The 21,424-nt window shown below is 41.5% G+C and carries 24 protein-coding genes; 13 read left to right on the forward strand and 11 right to left on the reverse strand.

The window, feature by feature from the left end:
- Positions 1-49: 49 nt before the first annotated feature.
- On the reverse strand, positions 50-694 hold the full coding sequence (locus ACHUFA_RS01345) for a prepilin peptidase (protein ID WP_394404685.1): 645 nt from the start codon (positions 692-694) through the stop codon (positions 50-52).
- A 65-nt stretch (positions 695-759) separates the two neighbouring features.
- On the opposite strand from ACHUFA_RS01345, the gene mnmL reads away from it, so the two are divergent.
- Genes mnmL through mnmM form a run of 3 tightly spaced genes read left to right on the forward strand, consistent with a single transcriptional unit; the run spans position 760 to position 3,025 of the window.
- Positions 760-1,686: a tRNA modification radical SAM protein MnmL/YtqA gene (gene mnmL / locus ACHUFA_RS01350; protein ID WP_222346963.1), complete on the forward strand. Its 927-nt coding sequence runs from the start codon at positions 760-762 to the stop codon at positions 1,684-1,686.
- Positions 1,683-2,471: an aminoglycoside 3'-phosphotransferase gene (locus ACHUFA_RS01355; RefSeq protein ID WP_222346961.1), complete on the forward strand. Its 789-nt coding sequence runs from the start codon at positions 1,683-1,685 to the stop codon at positions 2,469-2,471. The genes mnmL and ACHUFA_RS01355 overlap by 4 nt, the downstream gene beginning before the upstream one ends.
- Before the next feature lie 8 nt (positions 2,472-2,479).
- Positions 2,480-3,025 carry a tRNA 5-(aminomethyl)-2-thiouridylate-methyltransferase MnmM gene (gene mnmM, locus ACHUFA_RS01360; RefSeq protein ID WP_394404686.1) on the forward strand — a complete coding sequence of 182 codons (546 nt, stop codon included), beginning with the start codon at positions 2,480-2,482 and terminating at the stop codon, positions 3,023-3,025.
- Between the two features lie 36 nt (positions 3,026-3,061).
- Here the strand turns inward: mnmM and ACHUFA_RS01365 are convergent, their stop codons facing one another.
- From ACHUFA_RS01365 to ACHUFA_RS01390, 6 genes are all read right to left on the reverse strand, one after another.
- A complete protein-coding gene (locus tag ACHUFA_RS01365) occupies positions 3,062-3,367 on the reverse strand; it encodes a DUF1827 family protein (protein WP_222346957.1) in 306 nt (101 codons plus the stop codon).
- Between the two features lie 56 nt (positions 3,368-3,423).
- Entirely contained in the window at positions 3,424-3,876 is a 453-nt protein-coding gene (locus tag ACHUFA_RS01370; RefSeq protein WP_394404687.1) for an NUDIX hydrolase, read from the reverse strand.
- A 112-nt stretch (positions 3,877-3,988) separates the two neighbouring features.
- A complete protein-coding gene (locus ACHUFA_RS01375; protein ID WP_394404688.1) occupies positions 3,989-4,624 on the reverse strand; it encodes a bifunctional 2-keto-4-hydroxyglutarate aldolase/2-keto-3-deoxy-6-phosphogluconate aldolase in 636 nt (211 codons plus the stop codon).
- A gap of 11 nt (positions 4,625-4,635) precedes the next feature.
- Entirely contained in the window at positions 4,636-5,643 is a 1,008-nt protein-coding gene (locus tag ACHUFA_RS01380; protein WP_394404689.1) for a sugar kinase, read from the reverse strand.
- 27 nt (positions 5,644-5,670) lie between these two features.
- Positions 5,671-6,309: an RpiB/LacA/LacB family sugar-phosphate isomerase gene (locus ACHUFA_RS01385; RefSeq protein WP_394404690.1), complete on the reverse strand. Its 639-nt coding sequence runs from the start codon at positions 6,307-6,309 to the stop codon at positions 5,671-5,673.
- A gap of 42 nt (positions 6,310-6,351) precedes the next feature.
- The gene (locus tag ACHUFA_RS01390; RefSeq protein WP_222346948.1) at positions 6,352-7,161 is read right to left on the reverse strand and encodes a gluconate 5-dehydrogenase; all 810 of its coding nucleotides are present in this window, start codon (positions 7,159-7,161) and stop codon (positions 6,352-6,354) included.
- 409 nt (positions 7,162-7,570) lie between these two features.
- Here ACHUFA_RS01390 and ACHUFA_RS01395 point away from each other — a divergent pair, with 409 nt between their 5' ends.
- From ACHUFA_RS01395 to ACHUFA_RS01420, 6 genes are all read left to right on the forward strand, one after another.
- Positions 7,571-8,002: a PTS sugar transporter subunit IIA domain-containing protein gene (locus tag ACHUFA_RS01395; protein WP_394404691.1), complete on the forward strand. Its 432-nt coding sequence runs from the start codon at positions 7,571-7,573 to the stop codon at positions 8,000-8,002.
- Positions 8,002-9,198, forward strand: a complete 1,197-nt coding sequence (locus ACHUFA_RS01400; protein WP_394404692.1) for a glycoside hydrolase family 88 protein — start codon at positions 8,002-8,004, stop codon at positions 9,196-9,198. The genes ACHUFA_RS01395 and ACHUFA_RS01400 overlap by 1 nt, the downstream gene beginning before the upstream one ends.
- 36 nt (positions 9,199-9,234) lie before the next feature.
- On the forward strand, positions 9,235-9,726 hold the full coding sequence (locus tag ACHUFA_RS01405; protein WP_222346943.1) for a PTS sugar transporter subunit IIB: 492 nt from the start codon (positions 9,235-9,237) through the stop codon (positions 9,724-9,726).
- Positions 9,727-9,763: 37 nt separating this feature from the next.
- Complete coding sequence (locus tag ACHUFA_RS01410) at positions 9,764-10,630, forward strand: PTS mannose/fructose/sorbose/N-acetylgalactosamine transporter subunit IIC (protein WP_394404693.1); 867 nt, start codon at positions 9,764-9,766, stop codon at positions 10,628-10,630.
- A complete protein-coding gene (locus tag ACHUFA_RS01415; protein ID WP_394404694.1) occupies positions 10,617-11,435 on the forward strand; it encodes a PTS system mannose/fructose/sorbose family transporter subunit IID in 819 nt (272 codons plus the stop codon). Before ACHUFA_RS01410 ends, ACHUFA_RS01415 begins: the two co-directional genes overlap by 14 nt.
- 134 nt (positions 11,436-11,569) lie before the next feature.
- Positions 11,570-12,571, forward strand: coding sequence for a LacI family DNA-binding transcriptional regulator (locus ACHUFA_RS01420; RefSeq protein ID WP_222346937.1), 1,002 nt, complete (start codon positions 11,570-11,572; stop codon positions 12,569-12,571).
- A gap of 34 nt (positions 12,572-12,605) precedes the next feature.
- Here the strand turns inward: ACHUFA_RS01420 and ACHUFA_RS01425 are convergent, their stop codons facing one another.
- On the reverse strand, positions 12,606-14,834 hold the full coding sequence (locus ACHUFA_RS01425; protein WP_394404695.1) for an ATP-dependent Clp protease ATP-binding subunit: 2,229 nt from the start codon (positions 14,832-14,834) through the stop codon (positions 12,606-12,608).
- Between the two features lie 214 nt (positions 14,835-15,048).
- Between ACHUFA_RS01425 and ACHUFA_RS01430 the strand changes: the two genes are divergently transcribed.
- From ACHUFA_RS01430 to ACHUFA_RS01440, 3 genes are all read left to right on the forward strand, one after another.
- Positions 15,049-15,279: a DUF1797 family protein gene (locus ACHUFA_RS01430; protein ID WP_222346934.1), complete on the forward strand. Its 231-nt coding sequence runs from the start codon at positions 15,049-15,051 to the stop codon at positions 15,277-15,279.
- Positions 15,280-15,397: 118 nt separating this feature from the next.
- On the forward strand, positions 15,398-16,084 hold the full coding sequence (locus ACHUFA_RS01435; protein WP_394404696.1) for an amino acid ABC transporter permease: 687 nt from the start codon (positions 15,398-15,400) through the stop codon (positions 16,082-16,084).
- The gene (locus ACHUFA_RS01440) at positions 16,077-16,811 is read left to right on the forward strand and encodes an amino acid ABC transporter ATP-binding protein (RefSeq protein ID WP_394404697.1); all 735 of its coding nucleotides are present in this window, start codon (positions 16,077-16,079) and stop codon (positions 16,809-16,811) included. Before ACHUFA_RS01435 ends, ACHUFA_RS01440 begins: the two co-directional genes overlap by 8 nt.
- Before the next feature lie 21 nt (positions 16,812-16,832).
- Here the strand turns inward: ACHUFA_RS01440 and brnQ are convergent, their stop codons facing one another.
- The 3 genes from brnQ to ACHUFA_RS01455 form a co-directional block, all read right to left on the reverse strand.
- Entirely contained in the window at positions 16,833-18,212 is a 1,380-nt protein-coding gene (brnQ, locus tag ACHUFA_RS01445; RefSeq protein ID WP_394404698.1) for a branched-chain amino acid transport system II carrier protein, read from the reverse strand.
- A gap of 169 nt (positions 18,213-18,381) precedes the next feature.
- A complete protein-coding gene (locus tag ACHUFA_RS01450) occupies positions 18,382-19,689 on the reverse strand; it encodes a sensor histidine kinase (protein WP_394404699.1) in 1,308 nt (435 codons plus the stop codon).
- A complete protein-coding gene (locus ACHUFA_RS01455) occupies positions 19,686-20,378 on the reverse strand; it encodes a response regulator transcription factor (RefSeq protein ID WP_394404700.1) in 693 nt (230 codons plus the stop codon). The genes ACHUFA_RS01450 and ACHUFA_RS01455 overlap by 4 nt, the downstream gene beginning before the upstream one ends.
- Positions 20,379-20,523: 145 nt before the next feature.
- Here ACHUFA_RS01455 and ACHUFA_RS01460 point away from each other — a divergent pair, with 145 nt between their 5' ends.
- Positions 20,524-21,423 carry an ABC transporter ATP-binding protein gene (locus tag ACHUFA_RS01460; protein ID WP_394404701.1) on the forward strand — a complete coding sequence of 300 codons (900 nt, stop codon included), beginning with the start codon at positions 20,524-20,526 and terminating at the stop codon, positions 21,421-21,423.
- The last annotated feature ends 1 nt before the right edge of the window (position 21,424 follow it).

The following is a 21,424-nucleotide window of genomic DNA, read 5'->3' on the forward strand; positions in this document are numbered from 1 at the left end:
AAACCACCTTGCGGTGGAATGTGTATCTATTCACATGCATATTTCAGTTTTAAAAGATGACCAAAACAAGAATACTGGCTATCCAAAGAAATGGGACGAAGGGCAGTTTGCTTCGATAAAGATAAAAATAGGTCAAAATTCCTAAAATGCTACTGATGTGAACGAGCCAAAGTAAGCTGTTATAGGGGAGAATCAGGGACAATGTAGCTAGGTAAAATAGGTCACCAGAGCCAATTTTGAGGTCGTATTTTTCTGCTAAAAGGGCTAGGACCAAAAAGAGGAGGAAAAGCCAGTTTAGAGAGGAAAACAAGAGTGTCAAGAAGGTGAAACTCATCCAAACCATGATAGGATATTCACGGTGTTTGATGTCATAAATACCGAGTACCAAGCCTGTTAGGAGGACTAAACAAGTTGTGACGGACAGGATCTGATAAGCTGTTAGTGTCACAAGAAGAGCAGTCGTCATTTCGAGCAGGAGGTACCAGTAAGGAATTTTTGCTTGACAGTAACGGCATTTTGATTTAGTAGAAAGTTGGGAAAGAATGGGAATCAAGTCCCAAGCCTTGAGGTGTATTTTGCAATGATTGCAATGGCTAGCAGGGGCTATGATGGAGTGGTGGGGAAAACGATCGATGACCAAACCTAGAAATGAACCAAGTGAGCCACCGAGAAATAGGAATAGTAGAATCTTCATACTTATTTATTCGCAAATTTATTCGAAAAAAAGAAAAAAATGCTAAATTTTGCTATACTATTTTTATGAAAAAACGTTATCGAACAGTCAATGACTATTACCGTGAATTATTTGGAGAAAAGATTTTCAAGTTGCCGATTGATGCGGGCTTTGATTGCCCTAACCGTGACGGTACGGTGGCAAAAGGTGGTTGTACATTTTGTACGGTGTCTGGGTCTGGTGATGCGATTGTGGCGCCTGAAGCGCCGATTCGTGAGCAATTTTACCATGAGATTGACTTCATGCACCGCAAGTGGCCAGAGGTGAACAAGTATCTGGTTTACTTCCAAAATTTTACCAATACACATGAAAGGGTAGAGGTTATCCGTGAGCGCTATGAGCAGGCTATCAATGAGCCTGGTGTGTTGGGAATCAATATCGGAACGCGTCCAGATTGCCTGCCTGATGAGACCATTGCCTACTTGGAAGAATTGAGTCAGCGTATGCATGTGACAGTGGAATTGGGTTTGCAGACGACCTATGAACATACGTCAGAACTGATTAACCGTGCCCATTCTTATGATTTGTACAAGGAAACAGTCGCCCGCTTACGCAAACAAGCGCCAAAGGTTGAAATTGTATCCCACCTTATTAATGGCTTGCCTGGTGAGACCCATGAGATGATGGTGGAAAATGTCCGCCGTTGTGTAACGGATAATGATATTGATGGCATCAAGCTGCACCTCTTGCACCTCATGACCAATACCCGCATGCAACGAGATTATCACGAGGGAAGATTGCAGTTGCTGAGTCAAGAAGAGTATGTTTCGATCATTTGTGACCAACTAGAGATTATTCCTGCTGATATGGTTATTCATCGCATTACCGGTGATGCTCCTCGTGACATGCTGATTGGCCCTATGTGGAGCCTCAATAAATGGGAAGTCCTCAATGCCATTGACCAAGAAATGGAACGCCGTGGAAGTTGGCAAGGGTGTAAGGTGGATAGATGAAAAAGGAACTTATTATAGTTAATCCGTTAGAGTTTCCAAGGGAATTTCGTTCGTTAATAAATCAGGCTCAGGCTGTGTATGATACCAGTAGCTCTCCGCAGGCACGTGTTTATTTTATTGATACAAAACAGGGATATTTTTTGAAAAGAGCCAAGTTGGGGAGCTTACAAAAAGAAGCTGAATTAACCATGTATTTTTTTCAAAAAGGTCTGGCTCAAGAAGTCATTTCTTATTTGTCTGAGGGAGAAGATTGGTTGTTGACAGCTAAGGTAGATGGCAAAGATGCGAGTTCAGAATGTTACTTAGCTGATCCGAAACATTTGTGTCACATTTTAGCCAAATCTATGCGAGCTCTTCATGATATGAAACCTGTAGATGGTTTACTACCTCAAAAGATTTCAAGCTACCTTAAGGAAGTAGAGGAAGGCTACAAACAAGGTAGATTTAGTCCGGATTATCTTTTATCTCACCAGAAACATGAGACTGCAGAGCAGGCTTATCAGCAGGTTCAAGAATTTTCTAAGCTTTTAAAGAGTGATACAATAGTTCACGGAGATTTTTGTTTACCCAATCTTATCTTAAAAGACTGGAAATTTGAGGCTTTTATTGATTGGGACCATGCAGGTCTAGGAGATAAACATATTGATCTTTATTGGGTACTATGGTCCCTAAAAAGAAACCTAGGTACAGATATTTATAGAGATTATTTTTTAGATTGTTATGGTCGTGGCAATGTGAATATGCCTCTTTTGGAAGCTATTTCTTATTTTGAAGTATTTGGATAGGAGAAAATATGATTAAACGTCCCATTCATCTGTCACACGATTTTTTAGCAGAAGTTTTGGATAATGAGGCTGTCGCTGTTGATGCAACCATGGGAAATGGGAATGATACGGCTTTTCTGGCGAGATTATCGAAGAAAGTTTATGCCTTTGATGTCCAGGAACAGGCTTTACTGAGGACCCGTCAGCGTTTGGAAGAGCAAAACATTGGCAATGCAGAACTCATTTTAGATGGGCACCAGCATGTGGACCAGTATGTGGCGGAGCCAATTCGTGCAGCCATTTTCAATCTGGGTTACTTGCCATCGGCTGATAAATCCATCATTACTCAGCCTCATACGACTTTGGAAGCCATTCAGAAAATTTTAGAACGACTGGAAGTTGGTGGTCGCTTGTCCCTCATGATTTATTATGGTCATGAAGGGGGAAATCTTGAAAAAGATGCTGTGCTTGATTTTGTCAAAAAACTGCCTCAAGAAGATTTTGTAGTGATGCTCTATCAGCCGCTGAATCAAATCAATACACCACCATTCTTGATTATGGTGGAAAAATCATGAGCAAGCAAAAAAGACTGAAATATCATCAGTCTTTTCTTATTCAGTAACAATGGGAATAGACATTTCAATCAGACGATCTGTGTGAATTGTCTGGATACCGGCTTGGTCAATCACTTTTGTATCAACTTTCCGTTTGAGGAAAAATTCTCTAATTCCTTGGATTTCTCTTTCTTGAACAGCGCGGTACTTGTTGCTAATCAAAATTTCGTAATGGAGGGGCGCTTGAGTGAAAACGACATCCGTGTTTCCAGCAGAATAGGTTTCCACCAAAAAGGCGTCCGTGTTAGCCAGCTGATTCTGGACAAGTATGGGATTGGTATTGGTCGTGTTGATGAGTTTCATGCGAGCCTCCTATCTGTAGCTTCATTATAGCACTATCGTTCGGGTTTGACTAGAGATTATTTAGAATTTTTGGAAATTTTCCATGCTTCAATTCCCCATTTATGACTGCCACGTTTTAGTTTGTCAATGGCTTCATCGACTGGGAACCAAGCGAGGTTGTTGAAGTCTTCCAACGGTTTGTCTACTTGAGTAAAATCTGTTACTTCGTAGATATAAGCAGGATTATAGTAGTAGGTGTCACGGTGACGAGAATAGAAGTATTCGTCGGCTTGACCGTAATATTGCCCCAATCTTGCAGTGAAACCGAGCTCCTCCATCAATTCACGTTCGAGAGCTTGAATAGAATCTTCCTCTGCTTCAATTTCGCCGCCAGGCAAGAACCAGGCGCCATTTGGAGCTTGAACGAGGATTATTTTTGTCTGACTTTTATCAGGAATTACGGCATAGACACCGTAGCGATTGACGTATGAGACGCCCTCTTGTTTTTGGCCGAAAGTTGGATGTTCCATAACTTGCTCCTTTAGTAGTATCCTTTTTCCATTATACTAAAAAATAAAGGAAATAGACTGGGAAATATCACGATTAAGAAAAAAACTGAAATGGAGAAAACCCATCTCAGTCTTATCTGCCAACTTTAGCGACGTATTCTTTAGCAATTTGAGTGATTTTTGCAAATTCTCCTTGGGCAGATAGTTTGTTGAATTCACCACCAATACCAATGGCGTCAGCTCCTGCTGATAACCAGTCTGGGGCGTTGTTGAGATTGACACCGCCTGTAACCATGACTTGGACTTGAGGGAGTGGGGACTTAACGGAAGAAATAAATCCTGTTCCCAAAACGCCACTAGGGAAGACTTTGACCACTTCACAGCCGGCTTCAAGAGCTGTGGTGATTTCAGTCAGGGTCATGCAACCTGGCATGTAAGGAATGGCATAGCGATTGCAGAGAGTAGCGGCTTCGGCATTGAAGGCAGGTGATACGACAAATTTGGCACCCGCTAGGATAGCCATACGGGCAGTTTCAGCATCGAGCACAGTTCCAGCACCGATGACCACATCAGGTCGGTCGGCATATTCAGCAGTTAAGGTTTCAATAACTTGGCTGGCCTTGCTGTTTGTGTAGGCTACTTCAATAGCCGTAATGCCACCTGCGATACAAGCGCGTGAGGACTGAATGGCCTCTTCGGCGCTATTGCCACGGACAACGACCACTACTTTTTGTTCTTTAATTTGTAAAACAGTTTGAGATTTTGTCATGATAATTCTTTCTAACGGATGATGTCTTTCGCTTGGTTGAGAACTTGTTCTACACGATAAGCAGATTCAAACATGTTATCACCTTCAATGGTGCATTTGAGTGTCGCACTGGCTACGGCAAAGTCCACGATTTCTTGTGGTGTGCTAGCTTTTTTCAGTTGATAAAGGGCACCAGCTACAAAGGCGTCTCCACTGCCAACCCGTTGTAGAACAGCGGTTTTTAACTCTTTAGAAGTGACGAAATCACCATCAGAACTTGCCATGTAGGCCTGATAAACGTTGCGCCCTAAGTTATCTGTACTTCGCACTGTATGGAAAATGGATTTAAAACCAAAGACCGCCATCAAATCCTGCATACGCCGGTGAATCAATGCTGGTGTAGCCAATTCACGATTGAAAAAGCTAGTGTCTTCAGAGGTTGCCATGAGCGGTTCAATTCCAAAGCAAATATCGGCATAATGTGCAAATTCTGAGAAGATATGTTTGGCATCTAGCGGTGAAATCAGCTTACTGCGGAAATTGAGATCTAGGGAAATCGTGATCCCACGTTTTTTAGCTTCTTCCAAAAGCTGGCGCAGACTAGTCCGAACTTGCTGGCTGAGGGCGATGGTAATTCCACTAAAATGGAAGTGGTCTACATCTACAAAAAGACTGTCATAGTCAAGATTCTCAGTTGAAAAATCATGGAGGCTGGAATGAGCACGGTCATAGGTCACTTCACCTTGGCGGCAACCAAAGGCATTTTCTAAGAAGTAAATGCCGATACGCTCTCCAACACGCTGAACATGCAGGGTATCTATCTGGGCTGCCTGTAGGAACTGGATAAAACTATCTCCGATGCTATTTGTTGGCAAAGCGATAGCTAACTTTGTATTCTGGCCAAAGGCTTGTAGGTTACGAGCGATGTTGACCTCAGAGCCACCATAAAATATCTGACTGGTTACTTGGTCAGTAAAGTGGCTAGGATTAGTAGGACTAATCCGTAGCAGGGGTTCCCCGAAAAAGAGAATCTTAGACATGACAGGATCCTTTCTGCATCAGACTATTTATGCTAAAACAGTTTTGAGATAGTCTGCGATTTCTTGATTTTGGCAATTTGTGAAGAAGTACTCTTGGAAATGTTCACCAGCGATAGCTCCTTTGAGGAGTTCTTGGTCGATATTTTCCAAAATAGTCAACATATCAGTATGGGTTACTTCTTTGACTTCGTTGAGAATGCGAGCATTGCGTTGTTCAAAGACAGCACGGTCTTTTGGATAACCACCACCCACTTCATCTTCAAAAAGACGTTCAAACATGTAGCGGAGATTGACTTCAGCTCCCCAGCCAAAACCTTTTGCAAATGGGAGAGAAAGAGCATTACCACCATTTACTTGTGAGAAGAGGTAGGCATCAAGTGGATCAGCAGCAAAACCACAGACAACACCTGGGAAGCTGTTGCAGGCAAGCATACCGCCCATACCAGTACCGCAACCTGTGATAACAAAGTCAGCAGCGCCTGAGTTGAGGAGGATAGCAGCCAAGATACCGTTTTGTACATAGGTCAATGAGTTTTCACCTTCAACGCCATACATACCGTAGTTGTAAGCCTCGAAACCTTTTGCATCCGCAACAGTTTTCAATGCGTCAAAGATGATGCTGTTTTTAGCAGCTTGGCTATTTTCGTTAATCAATGCAATTTTCATAATAGAGTTTCTTCCTTTCTGATTAGTCAATGTTCATTTCAATTAAGGTTGTTTACCGATGTAAGCAAGGATACCGCCGTCAACGTATAAGATATGCCCATTTACGAAGTTTGAAGCGTCTGAAGCAAGGAAAACGGCTGGTCCAGAAAGGTCATCGGACTCACCCCAGCGAGCTGCAGGAGTTTTTGCGATGATGAATTGGTCGAATGGATGACGGGAACCGTCTTCTTGTAATTCGCGAAGTGGTGCAGTTTGTGGAGTAGCGATGTAGCCAGGGCCGATACCGTTACATTGGATATTTGCTTCACCAAATTCAGAAGCGATGTTCTTAGTGAGCATTTTCAAACCACCTTTAGCAGCCGCGTAGGCAGCAACTGTTTCGCGACCGAGTTCGCTCATCATAGAGCAAATGTTGATGATTTTACCATGTCCTTTTTTAATCATAGAAGGAAGGACAGCTTTTGATACGATAAATGGTGCGTTGAGGTCAATGTCGATGACTTGGCGGAAGTCAGCAGCCTTCATTTCAAGCATTGGTTCACGTTTGATGATACCAGCATTATTGACCAAGATGTCGATGACACCAACTTCTTTTTCGATTTGAGCCACCATGGCATTGATGCCTTCTTCATCAGTTACATCACAAACATAACCATGCGCCTTGATACCCGCTGCTTCGTAGTTGGCAAGACCTTTTTCTATAGCTTCTTGTGTGCGATCATTAAATACGATAGTAGCACCAGCTTTTGCGTAGGCAGTGGCAATAGCGAAGCCAATGCCATATGAAGCACCTGTGATAAGGGCAACTTTGCCTTTGAGTGAAAATTGATCCATTGAGAATTGTTCAACCATGGATATGTCCTCCGTAGAATAGTATGTTCTTCAGGTAAACCTGTTTACCTGAATCATACCACGGTAAACCGGTTTTGTCAACAAAGAAAGCTAAAAACATTCAGAAAATAAAACGCATACATTTTCTTTTTAAGAAAATCTATTAGAGAAGGTTGGAAAGATTATTTGTCGTAAGTGACAAATAAAGGCCATCGTATAGCTGTTTTGAGAGTGTGTCAGATGCTGTTCTACAGAATTTGTCAAAATAAAAAATAGAAACACATATTTTTGTCATTTAATGGAAGAAAGAATTGTAAAAATGAGGTTGATAAAAAAATTAGCAAATTTTTTCTAAAAATTGTTGACAAGGGGTCATGAAAGCGCTATAATCGTGACATAAAAGTAAACCGGTAAACTTAAGGAGTAAGGAATGGTAAAAGTAATTGTCGTAGCTCATGGGAACTTCTCAACAGGTATCTTGAGCTCCCTCGAATTGATTGCAGGGAAACAAGAAGATGTCGTCGGAATTGACTTCGTATCAGGTATGTCTTCTAATCAAGTTAAAGCAGCAGTTTGTACAGAATTGGTTGACGCACAGGATGTTCTCATCTTGACAGACCTGCTTGGTGGTACACCATTTAACGTTTCATCAACCTTATCAGTGGAATACGCAGACAAAAATATTCGAGTTCTTTCAGGACTCAACTTGGCAATGTTATTAGAAGCTGTCTTCTCTCGGGTAATCGCAGCTGATTTAGGTCAGTTGGTAGAGAAAGTGTTAGATTCTTGTCACAAAGGTATCGCAGACTTTGCTAGCCTTGCAAGCGATGACGACGAAGATGACTTCGAGGGAGGTATCTAATGCCAACGATTAAAAAAGTAAACATTGAAACCATTGAACGCCCAGAGCGCTTCTTGGATACCAAATTGTTGACCAAAGCAGAAGTTGAAGCAGCTATTGAAAAAGCGCTTAAACAGGTTTACGTCAACATGGGTTACTTTGGTGAAGATTACCCAACACCAGCAACTTTTGACAACATCTACAAAGTCATGGATAACACTGAGTGGACCAATGCTTTCTGGACAGGATGCCTTTGGTTGGCTTACGAGTACAAGGGAGATGAACAGATCAAAGAATTGGCCCACAAAAATGTGCTATCATTCCTTGATCGTGTTAATAACCGCGTTGAACTTGATCACCATGACCTAGGTTTCCTTTACACACCATCATGTATGGCTGAGTATCGTATCAATGGTGATGAAAAAGCCTTGGAAGCCTCTATTAAAGCAGCTGACAAATTGATTGAACGTTACCAAGAAAAAGGTGGCTTCATTCAAGCCTGGGGTGAACTTGGTCATAAAGATCACTACCGTTTGATTATAGACTGCTTGCTTAACATCCAACTGCTCTTCTTTGCTTATGAGCAAACTGGGGATGTCAAATATAAAGAGATTGCTGAAAATCATTTCTACGCTTCAGCTAACAACGTTGTTCGTGATGATGCGTCAGCCTTTCACACGTTCTACTTTGACCCAGAAACTGGTGAGCCAGTTAAAGGGGTAACCCGTCAAGGTTACAGCGATGATTCAGCATGGGCTCGCGGTCAGGCTTGGGGTGTTTACGGTATTCCACTAAGCTACCGTAAAATGAAAGATGAGCAGCAAATCGATCTCTTCAAAGGAATGACCAACTACTTCTTGAACCGTCTTCCTGAAGATAAGGTATCTTACTGGGATTTGATTTTCGGAGATGGCTCAGGTCATGCTCGCGACACATCAGCAACAGCAACAGCAGTTTGTGGTATCCACGAAATGTTAAAGTACTTGCCAGAAGTTGATGAAGACAAGTTGACTTACAAGTATGCCATGCATGCTATGCTTCGTAGCTTAATTGAAAATTATACTAATGATGAATTTGTAGAAGGTCGTCCTCTTCTCTTGCACGGTGTTTATTCATGGCATTCAGGAAAAGGCGTTGACGAAGGTAATATCTGGGGAGATTACTACTACCTAGAAGCCCTCACCCGATTCTACAAAGACTGGGAATTGTATTGGTAATATAAAAAGTTTATAGAAAAATTTAGGAGGTCTCTTATGACAGCACCAAATATTGTAATGACACGTGTCGATGAACGTTTGATTCATGGACAAGGACAACTTTGGGTGAAATTCCTCTCATGTAATACGGTTATCGTTGCCAACGATGCAGTTTCTGAGGATAAAATTCAACAAACATTGATGAAAACAGTTGTACCAGATTCAATCGCTATGCGTTTCTTCAGTGTACAAAAAGTGATTGACATTATTCACAAAGCCAATCCAGCACAAACGATCTTTATCGTTGTGAAAGATGTGCAGGATGCCCTTCGCTTGGTGGAAGGTGGCGTGCCAATCAAAGAACTCAATATCGGTAATATCCACAATGCAGAAGGAAAAGAACAGGTCACTCGTTCCATCTTCCTTGGTGCGGAAGACAAAGAAGCTATCCGCAAATTGAGTCAAGATCATGGTGTAGTCTTTAATACCAAAACAACTCCGCAAGGAAATGATGGTGCTATTGAAGTCAACATCCTCGACTATATTTAATATTGTTAACTACCATTCATAAATAAAGGAGAAAATTATGGATATCAATATCATGCAAGCTGTCTTAATCGGTTTGTGGACAGCCTTCTGTTTCAGCGGTATGTTGCTAGGAATCTACACTAACCGTTGTATCATCTTGTCGTTTGGTGTCGGAATCATCCTTGGTGATATTCCTACAGCCCTTGCAGTCGGAGCTATCTCTGAATTGGCTTACATGGGATTCGGTGTTGGTGCCGGCGGTACTGTACCACCAAACCCAATAGGTCCTGGTATCTTCGGTACACTTATGGCAATCACAACTGCTGGAACTGCTAAAGCAGTGACTCCAGAAGCAGCTCTTGCCTTGACTGTTCCAATTGCAGTCGGTATTCAATTCTTGCAAACATTTGCTTATACAGCCTTCGCTGGTGCACCTGGTATTGCTAAAAAATCACTTAAAAATGGCAATCTTGCTAGCTTCAAGTTTGCAGCAAATGGTACAGTTTGGGCATTTGCAGTAATCGGTTTTGTACTTGGTTTGATTGGTGCCCTTTCAACGGATATGTTGACTAGCCTCTTTGCCTTGATTCCACCAGTATTGATTAATGGTTTGACATTGGCAGGTAAAATGCTTCCAGCAATTGGTTTTGCAATGATTCTCTCAGTTATGGCTAAGAAAGACCTTATTCCTTATGTTCTTCTTGGTTATGTACTCGCAGTTTACTTCGGTTTGCCAGTATTGACATCCGTACCAAATGCAGATGGCGTATTGACAGCTGTATCAGCAGGTTCTGTAACAGGTGTTCCAACAATCGGTGTTGCTATTATCGCTACAATCTTTGCTCTTATTGATGTTTACAGAAAACCAGCTATGGCAAGCACAGACACGAAAGCAGAAGGAGATGACCAAGATGACTGGATCTAAAAAATTAGCAAAACGTGATTACGTTATTACAGCGCTCCGCGCCTTCTTCCTCCAAAACGGTTTCAACTACAGCAACTACCAAGGTCTTGGTTATGCCAACGTTGTTTATCCAGCATTGAAGAAATACTATGGCGCCGACAAAGAAGCACTTTGCAAAGCCTTGGATGACAATACAGAATTCTACAACACAAACCCACACTTCTTGCCATTCATCACTAGCTTGCATTTGGCAATGTTAGATAATGACCGTCCAGAAGAAGAAATCCGTGGTATCAAAATGGCCCTCATGGGACCACTTGCAGGTATCGGTGATTCACTTTCACAATTCTGTTTGGCACCACTCTTCTCAACTATTGCCGCTTCACTTGCTACAGACGGCTCTATCTTGGGGCCAATCCTATTCTTCGTCTGCATGAATGCCATCTTGACAGGTATCAAATTGGCGACTGGTCTTTACGGTTTCAAACTTGGTACAAGCTTCATTGAAAAACTCAGTGAACAAATGGCAGTAGTATCTCGTGTAGCCAACATTGTCGGTGTAACAGTTATCTCAAGCTTGGCAGCAACACAAGTGAAATTGACAATCCCATTCACCTTTAAACCTTCAGTTGAAGCAGCAGGTGCAGCACAAAAAATCGTGACAATCCAAGGTATGTTGGACAAAATCGCACCAGCACTCCTACCAGTTCTTTACACGGCCTTGATGTTCTATTTGATTAAAAACAAAAAATGGAACACTTACTGGTTGGTACTCTTGACAGTTGTCATCGGTATTATCGGTAGCTGGTTGGGAATCCTTGCCTAATCTATACATGTCGCTTTGGGATGGACAGAATTGTTCATCCCATTTTTGTCTCAAATACATAGTTTTTTCTGAAAAAAGTTTTTTTACGTGATATAATAAAAGGAAGAATTCGCTAACAAAGGAGGTGTGCGGATATGGGAAAGAAAATCACGATTACGGATATTGCCAAATTGGCAGGGACGTCTAAGACAACGGTATCTTTCTACTTGAATAAACGCTTTGATAAAATGTCCGACGAAACACGAGAGCGAATTCAGGCAGTAGTGGAGGAAACGGGCTATCGACCAAGTATGGTGGCGCGCAGCCTCAATTCTAAAAATAGTAAGTTGATTGGTGTTTTGATAGGAGATATCACTAACACCTTCTCTAATCAAATTGTCAAAGGGATTGAAAATGTGACCCAGAAAAAAGGCTATCAAGTCTTGATTGGCAATAGTAATTACGATTCAAAAAATGAAGATCAATATATTGAAAATATGCTCAATATGGGAGTAGAAGGATTTATTATTCAGCCGACTTCTAACTTCCGTAAGTACAGCCGAATTATTGAGGATAAGCAAAAACACATGGTCTTCTTTGATAGTCAACTCTATGAGCACAAGACAAATTGGGTGAAAACCAATAATTATGATGCTGTCTATGATATGGTGCAGGCCAGTATTGCAAAAGGCTATGAAAAATTTATTATGGTGACAGCAGATACCAGCCTACTTAGTACGCGAATTGAACGGGCCTCGGGTTTTGTGGATGCTTTGACAGAAAGTGGTCACGATTACGATAGTTTGGTCATTGATAATGGCCCAGATATGGAAAAAGATATTCAGCAATTTTTAGCAGAGACGGTTCCAGCGGATCAGAAGACCTTGGTATTCGCGCCAAATTGCTGGGCCTTACCAACCGTTTTGTCAGCTATGAAGCACTTGAAACTAGATATGCCACGAGTAGGACTTATCGGCTTTGACAATTTAGAGTGGACAGATTTTTCTTCTCCAACAGTTTCTACTATTGTGCAACCAGCTTTTGAAGAAGGCCAAGAAGCAGCGCGCATTTTAATTGATGAAATTGAAGGACATGCTCAGGTGGAAAATCAACAAATTTTCGATTGTCATGTGGAATGGAAAGACTCAACTTATTAAAGAAATAGAAAAAACAGACCGCGGTCTGTTTTTTCTATGCTTTTGTAGCAGCTTTGATTTGGATATTACCGCTTGATGTCATGACGGCACGTAGATTTTTCTCGTTTGGATTTTCCAAGTAGAAATCTGTAATGGCGTCTTCGATTTGGTCTTGAATGGTACGACGCAATGGACGGGCACCCATTTTTGGATCATAGCCCAAGTCAACTAATTTTTCCTTGACCTTATCGGTGACATGAAGGCTGATACCGTTGCTTGACAAGCGTTTATTGACATCATCAAGCATGAGGCTGACAATCTTAAGAAGGTTAGCTTTGCTAAGGGCTTGGAATTCAATGATACCGTCAAAACGGTTCATAAATTCAGGACTGAAGAAGTTGCCAAGTTGTCCTAAGACAGACTGGCTACGATTTTCCAGTGCAGCACCAAAACCAACGGAAGCCTCAACCTTACCAGTACCTGCATTTGAGGTCATGATGATAATGGTATCTTTGAAGCTGACTGTTCGACCTTGACCATCTGTCAATCGACCATCATCAAGGACTTGTAAGAACATGTGCATGACATCTGGATGTGCCTTTTCAACCTCGTCAAGCAAGATGAGAGAATAAGGATTACGGCGAACTTTTTCAGTCAATTGCCCAGCTTCTTCATAGCCGACATAACCTGGAGGCGCACCAACCAGCTTGGCGACAGCGTGTTTTTCCATGTATTCGGACATGTCGAATCGAATCATACTATCAGCTGAGCCAAAGAGCTCGATTGCTAACTGCTTAGAAAGTTCTGTTTTACCGACACCAGTTGGACCGACAAAGAGGAAGCTACCGATAGGACGATTTGGACTTCCAAGTCCGACACGGTTGCGACGAATGGCTTTGGCAATCTTATCTACAGCCTCATCTTGACCGATGACATGAGCCTTGAGGTCACTTGCTAGATGGATGAGTTGAGTTTGTTCTTTTTCCTTCAAATCACCAACAGGAATATTGGTTTTCTGCTCGATAATGGCTTCGATTTCTTTTTCAGTAATCAGAGGAATATCCTCTTCACTAAGGCTGGTTTTCTGCATTTCCTTGTATTTGGCAATTTGGTCACGGTAGTAGGCAGCCTTTTCAAAATCTTCATCTTGAGTTGCTTGCGCTTTGCGATTTTCAGCATCAATCAAGCGTTTGTCAATTTCTTTTGGATCAACGAAGTTGAGAGTCAGATTCATTTTTGACCCAGATTCATCTAGCAAGTCAATGGCCTTATCAGGCAGGAAGCGATCTTGGATATAGCGGTTGGAAAGAACTGCAGCCGCTTCAATCGCCTCATCAGTATAGCGAACATGGTGGTAGTCTTGGTATTTGTTTTGCAAGCCTTTTAGAATGGTGATGGTCTCGTCCACACTTGGTTCCTCCACCTTGACTGGTTGCATGCGGCGTTCAAGAGCTGCATCTTTTTCGATAATGCGGTATTCGTTGAGAGTGGTTGCGCCGACCAATTGGAGTTCGCCACGGGCAAGGGCTGGTTTGAGAATATTTCCAGCGTCCATATTTCCATCACCAGCAGAGCCGGCCCCTACGATTTCATGGATTTCGTCAATGAAGAGAATGACTTCACGACGATTGCGAATTTCTTCCATGAGCTTTTGCATCCGCTCTTCAAATTGTCCACGGATACCGGTTCCTTGCACCAGGCTGACCACATCAAGGCGGATGACTTCCTTACCTTGTAGTTTTTGTGGAACAGCGCCGTCAACAATTTTTTGAGCTAGTCCTTCGACAACGGCTGTTTTACCGACACCAGGTTCTCCGATGAGGACAGGATTGTTTTTGGTGCGACGGTTGAGGATTTCAATCACGCGTGTGATTTCTTCGTCACGGCCGATGACAGGGTCAATGTCTCCACGGCGAGCAATATCGGTCACGTTAATCCCAAATTCTTCCAGAAGACCATTAGGCTGCTGAGGTTCCTGCGGTCTTTGAGGTGGAATATTACCGCCTCTGTTTTGTCCTGCTTGGGTTGGTGGTGTTTTCCCGTAATTTGGATTTCCGGCTGGCGTACGTCCTGTAATGCCTCCAATATTATTAAAAAACTCGCTGAAAGGATCCATATCATTTGGATTATGGAAATCTCCCAGTCCTTTCAAAATGGCATTGTTTGGATCTGTCTTCATAATCTGGTAACAATTGTGGCAGAGATCCACTTGCTGTTGTTTTCCGTTAAGGTTAGTATAGAGATGAATGGTTGCGTCGTTCATGTGGCAATTTTGGCATAACATAGGCATTCTTCTTTCTTTCAAACTTGTGTATTTTATCAATAGTCAATAAAGGTCAAATACAGTTTTATTATAACAAGATTTACTTAAAATGCAAGAATCTGCTATGATTGAGAGAGAATTTTCCTGTAAAAAAACGAGACTTTCAAGAATATTGTAAGACTTTTCAAGGAAAGTATGGTAGAATACATGTATATAAAGAAATAGGAGAATTGACATGGAATCACATTTGGTGAGAATTATCAGTCGATTGGAAGCAATGGCTACTGACGGTGGCACATTGAAACGTAACTTTGAACGTGATGGCGTTGTGGTTGCTGAGGTTGCTTTCAGTCACGACGAAGAAAATGGCTCTGTATTTACCTTGCGCGATGTTGCTGCTCGTGAAACTTATACCTTCGACAGCATCGACCTTATCGCCATGGAAATTTATGAGTTGTTGTATTAAAAAGAAGCACGCAGGTGCTTTTTTTTATGTTTGAAAATGAATATTTATATCAAAGTAATTGAATAATTATTCTGCTTGTGTTATAGTAATATTTATTTTAGAAAAGATAGGATAAGAAATGAATTTTTCGTTTTTACCAAAATATTTGGATTATTATAATTATGGTGCAGTTGTTACGCTCATTATTGCTGCCTGTGTTGTCTTCTTTGGAAGCGTATTGGGGATTCTCTTGGCATTTGGTCAACGAAGCAAGTTCAAGCCTTTAGTCTGGTTTTGCAATATCTATATCTGGATTTTCCGTGGAACCCCAATGGTGGTACAGATTATGATTGCATTTGCTATGATGCACATTGCTGCGCCTTCTTTTAAACTTGGTATTTTATCCGTTGATTTGTCACGTTTGTTGCCAGGGATTATCATCATTTCCATGAACTCAGGTGCTTATGTTTCTGAGACGGTTCGTGCAGGGATCAATGCGGTGCCAAAGGGGCAGTTAGAAGCTGCTTACTCTCTAGGTATTCGTCCTAAGCAAGCTATGCGCTACGTTATCATGCCTCAGGCGCTGAAAAATATTTTACCGGCTTTGGGAAATGAATTTATCACCATTGTCAAAGACAGTTCGCTCTTGTCTACTATCGGGGTGATGGAGTTGTGGAATGGTGCGCAGACAGTTCAGTCAACCTCTTACATTCCATTGACACCACTGATTTTTGCAGCCTTTTATTACTTGATTATGACAAGTATTTTAACCTTGATTATGCAAGTATTTGAAAGAATTTTGAACAAAGGAGCTCAACATGTCTGATGCCATTATTTCAATCAAAGATTTACACAAATATTATGGAGATAATGAAGTTCTGAAAGGGATTGACCTAGACATTCAACAGGGGGAAGTGGTCGTGATTATTGGCCCTTCTGGTTCTGGTAAATCTACTTTCTTACGCACCATGAATTTGCTGGAAGTACCTACCAAGGGAACGGTTACTTTTGAGGGTGTCGATATTACGGACAAATCCAATGATATTTTCAAAATGCGGGAAAAGATGGGCATGGTTTTCCAACAATTTAACCTCTTTCCAAACATGACGGTTTTGAAAAATATTACTTTGTCACCTATCAAAACAAAGGGGATTGCTAAGTTTGAAGCAGAAGCTAAGGCGCGTGAATTGTTAGAAACAGTTGGCTTGCCAGACAAGGCTGACGCCTACCCTCAGAGTCTGTCTGGTGGTCAGCAGCAACGGATTGCTATCGCGCGTGGTCTGGCTATGGATCCAGATGTTCTCCTTTTTGATGAGCCCACTTCAGCGCTTGACCCAGAGATGGTTGGCGAAGTACTGGCTGTTATGCAAGATTTGGCGAAGTCAGGGATGACTATGGTGATTGTAACCCATGAAATGGGCTTTGCACGTGAAGTGGCAGACCGTGTTATCTTCATGGACGGTGGCTACATTGTCGAAGAAGGGACACCAGAGCAAGTCTTTGAACACACTCGTGAAGAACGGACCAAGGATTTCTTATCGAAAGTTTTGTAATCAAAAAAAGGATAGTTTGCGCTATCCTTTTTTGCTGGTTTGAAATTGTAATACGATGAACCCGATGAGGTAGCCAGTCACGCTAAAGCAAATCCATCCCAAGGAGTAGGCACCGAAAGGAATAGTGTCACGGAAGAAATGGCTAAGTGTCTGGGGCATTTGGAAGAGGTAGGTGAGCTCAGCTAGGCTTTCAGTCGCGTCATAGAGAGCTGGGAAGAGCGTAAAGAAAATAGTTGTTCGATAAACCAAAGGATGATTGTGGTAGAGTTTTCGACTTAGCACCAGAAAAATCAAGGTAATGGTTAGGGGGTAAAAAAGATAGAGAACAGGTGTTGACCAACGGATGATGACATCCAAACCACCAAAGTAAAAACTTGCTGATAGGAGTGTAAAAATTTGTGTCCATCTTACTTGTGACAATCTAGGAAAAATTTTGTGGAAGTAAGAAGAACTAGAAGTGATTAATCCTGTTGCAGTTGTGAGACAAGCTAAGAAAATAGCAACTCCCAAGCAGGCTTGGCCAATATTTCCTAAGAAAAATCTTGCAGTATGGCTGAGAATTTGTCCCCCATTGACTGGATCACCGTTGTAGGTAAAGAGTCCCACCTTCATAAAGAAGAGGGATTGGGAAGTGGCACCGATGCGACCGATGAAAACATAAATAAAAGCTAGCAATCCAATCGCGATGAGACCGGAAATCAGAGTCACTTTTGTGATTTCTTTTCTTTTTGTGATACCAAAAATCTTATTGGCTTCGATAACCAGTGATGCAAAAATCAGAGAAGCCAAGGCATCCATTGTCCCATAGCCTTGAATGAGTCCTGCGATAAAAGGGTGGGAAGCAAAGGCTAGGTTGATAGATTTTCCAGCATTGTAAGGCCTTCCCAAATTTCCAGCTGGATGAAGAAAGGAGGCACCAATCAAGATGGTGATGATCAAGATTAAACTTGGTGTCAGGTATTTTCCGATATTTTCTGCTAATTTGCCAGGATAAACGGACAGAAGGTAGGCAAGACCGAAAAAGAGCAAGGCGTAGCCTAATTTGACAGGCCAGCTATGTCCGAGTACAGGCGCAATTCCGATGGCAAATGACGTTGCCCCAGTTCTTGGAATTGCAAAAAAAGGACCGACTGCCAGTGAGAGAATGGCTGTAAAAACAATGGCATACCATTTTGAAATAGGTTGCGCCAGACTTTCCAAATCATCCACACCAGACGAAGCGACTGCCATGACACCTAAAAGTGGCAAGGAAACACCTGTAATACAAAAACCTAAAATAGCTGTCCAAATATGTTGTCCAGCGTAAAGCCCCAGATAAGCTGGATAAATCAAATTTGCTGCGCCAAAAAAGAGCGCAAAGAGCATAAAGCCAATAATAAAATAAACTCGTTTCGAGTACATCTCTTTCATCCTTTTCTATAGAATCATAATCCGCATGATATTATACCGAATATGTGAAAAAAGAGCAAGGATAGAGGTGAAAAGCGAAACGAGCATATAATAAAATGCAAGATAATTCGGGTTTAGATACTTTAAGAGTAATAAAGTCAGAAAAGAAAGGACTAAACTGTTAGTCCTTTGTATCTGTTGGTAAAGTAAGAACAACCTCCAGCCCAGGATGTAGGTAATGAAATTGACAATTTCCTTGGTGTAAAAGCATGATTTGCTTGGTAATAATCGTTCCCATACCGTGGTTGCTGTAGTTACGGTCTTTATTTTCTAATTCGATAACTTTTTCAGGAGTAATGGAGCCATTATCTTGGAGGATAATCCGGCATGTTTGATCTGATTCTTCCAGCTGCAATCGAATAATTGGATCAAGGTTGTGGCGGATAGCATTATTCAAACAATTCATGATAGCGCGTGTTAATAAGCTAGCGTTTCCAGTGACGAAAATGGGTTGTTTAGGGAGAACAACTTCTAAGGTGATTTCTTGGTGGTGATTTAAAAAATCAACGGATACTTGCCGTATCAATCGTGTGATGTCTAATGAACTTAGTTCTTTTTTCATTTCGTGGCTATCAAGGAGATAGAGAAGATTTAGATTAGAAATGATATCGGTCATTTGGTGAATAGCTTGATGAATTTGTTGGGTTTGTTTGTTAGTGCCATGCAACTGTTCGAGCTGTTCAGTATAGCCTGCTATTAATGTGAGTGGGCTACGCAGGTCATGGCTGATACCGCGAATCCAATGGCTTTGCATATCTCGTGTTTGTTGGAGAAGTTGGCTGGATTGGTTTAGGGCTGTTTTGATTTCACTAAGGTTACCGGCTTCATTTAACTGAAGGAAACTCTCTTGAGGTAATTGCGTGAGGGCTTGTGTAATCGGCTCGATTTCTCTTTTTAGAGCTAAGCGACTTCTCCAGAAAAATAGGAAGTAGGTAAAGAGAAGGATGCCAATGATTCCTAAAGAGAGATAGGTAAGTTTTAGGAAGGCTGAAGTTTGAAAACTGCCTGAAATCTTAATGTAGGAATTCTTTGGGAAGCCAAGGACTAGAATCTTTTCCCCTACAACATAGGTATAAACAGGATAGTCTTCTAGGTACCAACGGCTAAAACGAACAAGATCCGATCGACTATAGGTGCGCTGAATTTTTTGAGGTAGTTTGTAGGAAGTTTCAATCTCTCCGTCTTGGTTTAGGCTCATCATCCAAATATCTTCTTTATCCAGTTGGTGTTTGATCGTATCTGTCACAAGAATTTGCCCAGTTTGTGTGATTTCTTTATAAAGACTTGACGGGGAATTTTGTGAGTTCATATCACTTTGGAACAAAAAATAGAAGCCTGCAATAAAGAGTATGATGGCAATGGTGACGAGGCTAAGGAGGGTTAGAAAGTATTGGAGGAGGGTTTTTGAGAAATATTTAATCGTATTCATAGATGAGTGCGGAGCTGGTAGCCAAGTCCTTTCACGGTCAGTAGGTGTTGAGGCTGGGAGGGGTTCTCTTCAATCTTTTGACGAATCTTTCGGATGTGAGCCATCAGTGTATTTTCATAACCTTGAAAATTTTCACCCCAGACCCTGCTGAGGATTTGTTCAAAACTCAAAATTTTATTGGCGTTATCGGTCAGTAATTTTAGCAGGTTGTATTCTTTTGCAGTGAGGGAAATTTCCTTATTTTCTCTAAGAACAAGGGCCCTTTCAAAATCAATAATACAGTGGCTGAGTTGCAAAGTGGTCAATTCTTCGGGATAGGCACGTCTTAGAATCGAGCGAATCCGCAGTTCAAGTTCTTTGGGACGAAATGGTTTAACAAGATAGTCGTCAGCTCCTAGTTCGAAGCCTTGGTATTGTTTTTCAATATCTGAAATGGCAGACAAAAATAAGACAGGAAGTTGAGAAGTTTGGCGGATATATCGGAGAATCTCAAATCCAGATCCGTCAGGCAACATGATATCTAAGACGGCTAGTTCGATTTGTTCACTGTCTAAAAGAGCAAGGGCCTCTGTTTGATTTTTAGCAGTAAGAATATTTTCAAACCCAGCAATGGTGAGACTTTCTTTGATCATATCGAGAATCTCTAAGGTGTCATCCACAATCAAAATTTTCCGGTTCGTCAGTATCATGTTTCCCTCCCTAATTTTTTATCAGTATATCATAAAGGAGATGGTACATGAACCGATTTGAAAAAAATTAAGGGAGAATTAAGGAGGGCATCACGGAGAGATAAAGTAGAGGCAGTATACTGGATAGCGAAAAGGAGGTTTCACTATGGAAACAGTTATTGCATTAAAACATGTTAAGCGGAGATTTGGCAAGCAAGAAGTCGTTGCGATTGAAGAATTATCTATAGAAAAAGGGCAAATCTATGGCTTAATAGGCCCAAATGGTGCTGGAAAATCAACTATAATGAAGATGGTTTGCGGTCTGTTACAAGTATCGGAGGGACAAATTGAGATTGCAGGTTTGCCCATGATTGAGAAAAATAGGGCAAGTCTAGTTAAAAAAATAGGCTGTATGATTGAAGAGCCAGCATATTACGATAATCTAAGTGGTCTTGAAAATCTACAGATTTTACAACGTTTGAAAGGTCTATCCCCTCAAGATGTAGATGAGGTACTTGCTATTGTTGGATTATTAGAACACAAAAATAAGTTGGTGAAGCATTATTCACTTGGAATGAAGCAACGTTTAGGAATTGCGATGGCGATCATGGGAAGACCAGAGTTTGTCATTTTAGATGAGCCGACAAATGGTCTGGATCCGCAAGCGCGTGAAGAAATTCGTCGCTTGATCCGAAGTTTACCAGAACGCTTTCAAACAACGGTTATGATTTCCTCTCATGCCTTGGATGAGATTGAAAAAATGGTGACCCAGATTGGGATTGTTGGGAAAGGGAAGCTACTTTATCAAGGAACGGTTGAACAGTTCAAACACCGACATGGAGGACGGATTTTCCTGAGAACTTCGGATAATCCCTTAGCGAGTGACTTGTTAGATATGGGAGAAGTGACAGAAAATGGCTTGCTCTTGTCTTACCAACCAGATGAAGTAGTTGCACAGTATCTGGAAAAATTAATGAAAGCAGGCATTCAGATTTATCGTGTCAATGAACAAGAAAAAAGCTTGGAAGAGTTATTCTTAGATTTTACAAAAGATAGTCATCTATAGG

This window comes from Streptococcus hepaticus (genome assembly GCF_043656315.1).
In the GTDB taxonomy this organism is placed as follows: Bacteria; Bacillota; Bacilli; order Lactobacillales; family Streptococcaceae; genus Streptococcus; species Streptococcus hepaticus.

Bases quoted from the DNA above. Each gene is read 5' to 3' on its own strand.
- ACHUFA_RS01345 (WP_394404685.1), bottom strand. From the start codon at position 694: ATGAAGATTCTACTATTCCTATTTCTCGGTGGCTCACTTGGTTCATTT.
- mnmL (WP_222346963.1), top strand. From the start codon at position 760: ATGAAAAAACGTTATCGAACAGTCAATGACTATTACCGTGAATTATTT.
- ACHUFA_RS01355 (WP_222346961.1), top strand. From the start codon at position 1,683: ATGAAAAAGGAACTTATTATAGTTAATCCGTTAGAGTTTCCAAGGGAA.
- mnmM (WP_394404686.1), top strand. From the start codon at position 2,480: ATGATTAAACGTCCCATTCATCTGTCACACGATTTTTTAGCAGAAGTT.
- ACHUFA_RS01365 (WP_222346957.1), bottom strand. From the start codon at position 3,367: ATGAAACTCATCAACACGACCAATACCAATCCCATACTTGTCCAGAAT.
- ACHUFA_RS01370 (WP_394404687.1), bottom strand. From the start codon at position 3,876: ATGGAACATCCAACTTTCGGCCAAAAACAAGAGGGCGTCTCATACGTC.
- ACHUFA_RS01375 (WP_394404688.1), bottom strand. From the start codon at position 4,624: ATGACAAAATCTCAAACTGTTTTACAAATTAAAGAACAAAAAGTAGTG.
- ACHUFA_RS01380 (WP_394404689.1), bottom strand. From the start codon at position 5,643: ATGTCTAAGATTCTCTTTTTCGGGGAACCCCTGCTACGGATTAGTCCT.
- ACHUFA_RS01385 (WP_394404690.1), bottom strand. From the start codon at position 6,309: ATGAAAATTGCATTGATTAACGAAAATAGCCAAGCTGCTAAAAACAGC.
- ACHUFA_RS01390 (WP_222346948.1), bottom strand. From the start codon at position 7,161: ATGGTTGAACAATTCTCAATGGATCAATTTTCACTCAAAGGCAAAGTT.
- ACHUFA_RS01395 (WP_394404691.1), top strand. From the start codon at position 7,571: ATGGTAAAAGTAATTGTCGTAGCTCATGGGAACTTCTCAACAGGTATC.
- ACHUFA_RS01400 (WP_394404692.1), top strand. From the start codon at position 8,002: ATGCCAACGATTAAAAAAGTAAACATTGAAACCATTGAACGCCCAGAG.
- ACHUFA_RS01405 (WP_222346943.1), top strand. From the start codon at position 9,235: ATGACAGCACCAAATATTGTAATGACACGTGTCGATGAACGTTTGATT.
- ACHUFA_RS01410 (WP_394404693.1), top strand. From the start codon at position 9,764: ATGGATATCAATATCATGCAAGCTGTCTTAATCGGTTTGTGGACAGCC.
- ACHUFA_RS01415 (WP_394404694.1), top strand. From the start codon at position 10,617: ATGACTGGATCTAAAAAATTAGCAAAACGTGATTACGTTATTACAGCG.
- ACHUFA_RS01420 (WP_222346937.1), top strand. From the start codon at position 11,570: ATGGGAAAGAAAATCACGATTACGGATATTGCCAAATTGGCAGGGACG.
- ACHUFA_RS01425 (WP_394404695.1), bottom strand. From the start codon at position 14,834: ATGTTATGCCAAAATTGCCACATGAACGACGCAACCATTCATCTCTAT.
- ACHUFA_RS01430 (WP_222346934.1), top strand. From the start codon at position 15,049: ATGGAATCACATTTGGTGAGAATTATCAGTCGATTGGAAGCAATGGCT.
- ACHUFA_RS01435 (WP_394404696.1), top strand. From the start codon at position 15,398: ATGAATTTTTCGTTTTTACCAAAATATTTGGATTATTATAATTATGGT.
- ACHUFA_RS01440 (WP_394404697.1), top strand. From the start codon at position 16,077: ATGTCTGATGCCATTATTTCAATCAAAGATTTACACAAATATTATGGA.
- brnQ (WP_394404698.1), bottom strand. From the start codon at position 18,212: ATGTACTCGAAACGAGTTTATTTTATTATTGGCTTTATGCTCTTTGCG.
- ACHUFA_RS01450 (WP_394404699.1), bottom strand. From the start codon at position 19,689: ATGAATACGATTAAATATTTCTCAAAAACCCTCCTCCAATACTTTCTA.
- ACHUFA_RS01455 (WP_394404700.1), bottom strand. From the start codon at position 20,378: ATGATACTGACGAACCGGAAAATTTTGATTGTGGATGACACCTTAGAG.
- ACHUFA_RS01460 (WP_394404701.1), top strand. From the start codon at position 20,524: ATGGAAACAGTTATTGCATTAAAACATGTTAAGCGGAGATTTGGCAAG.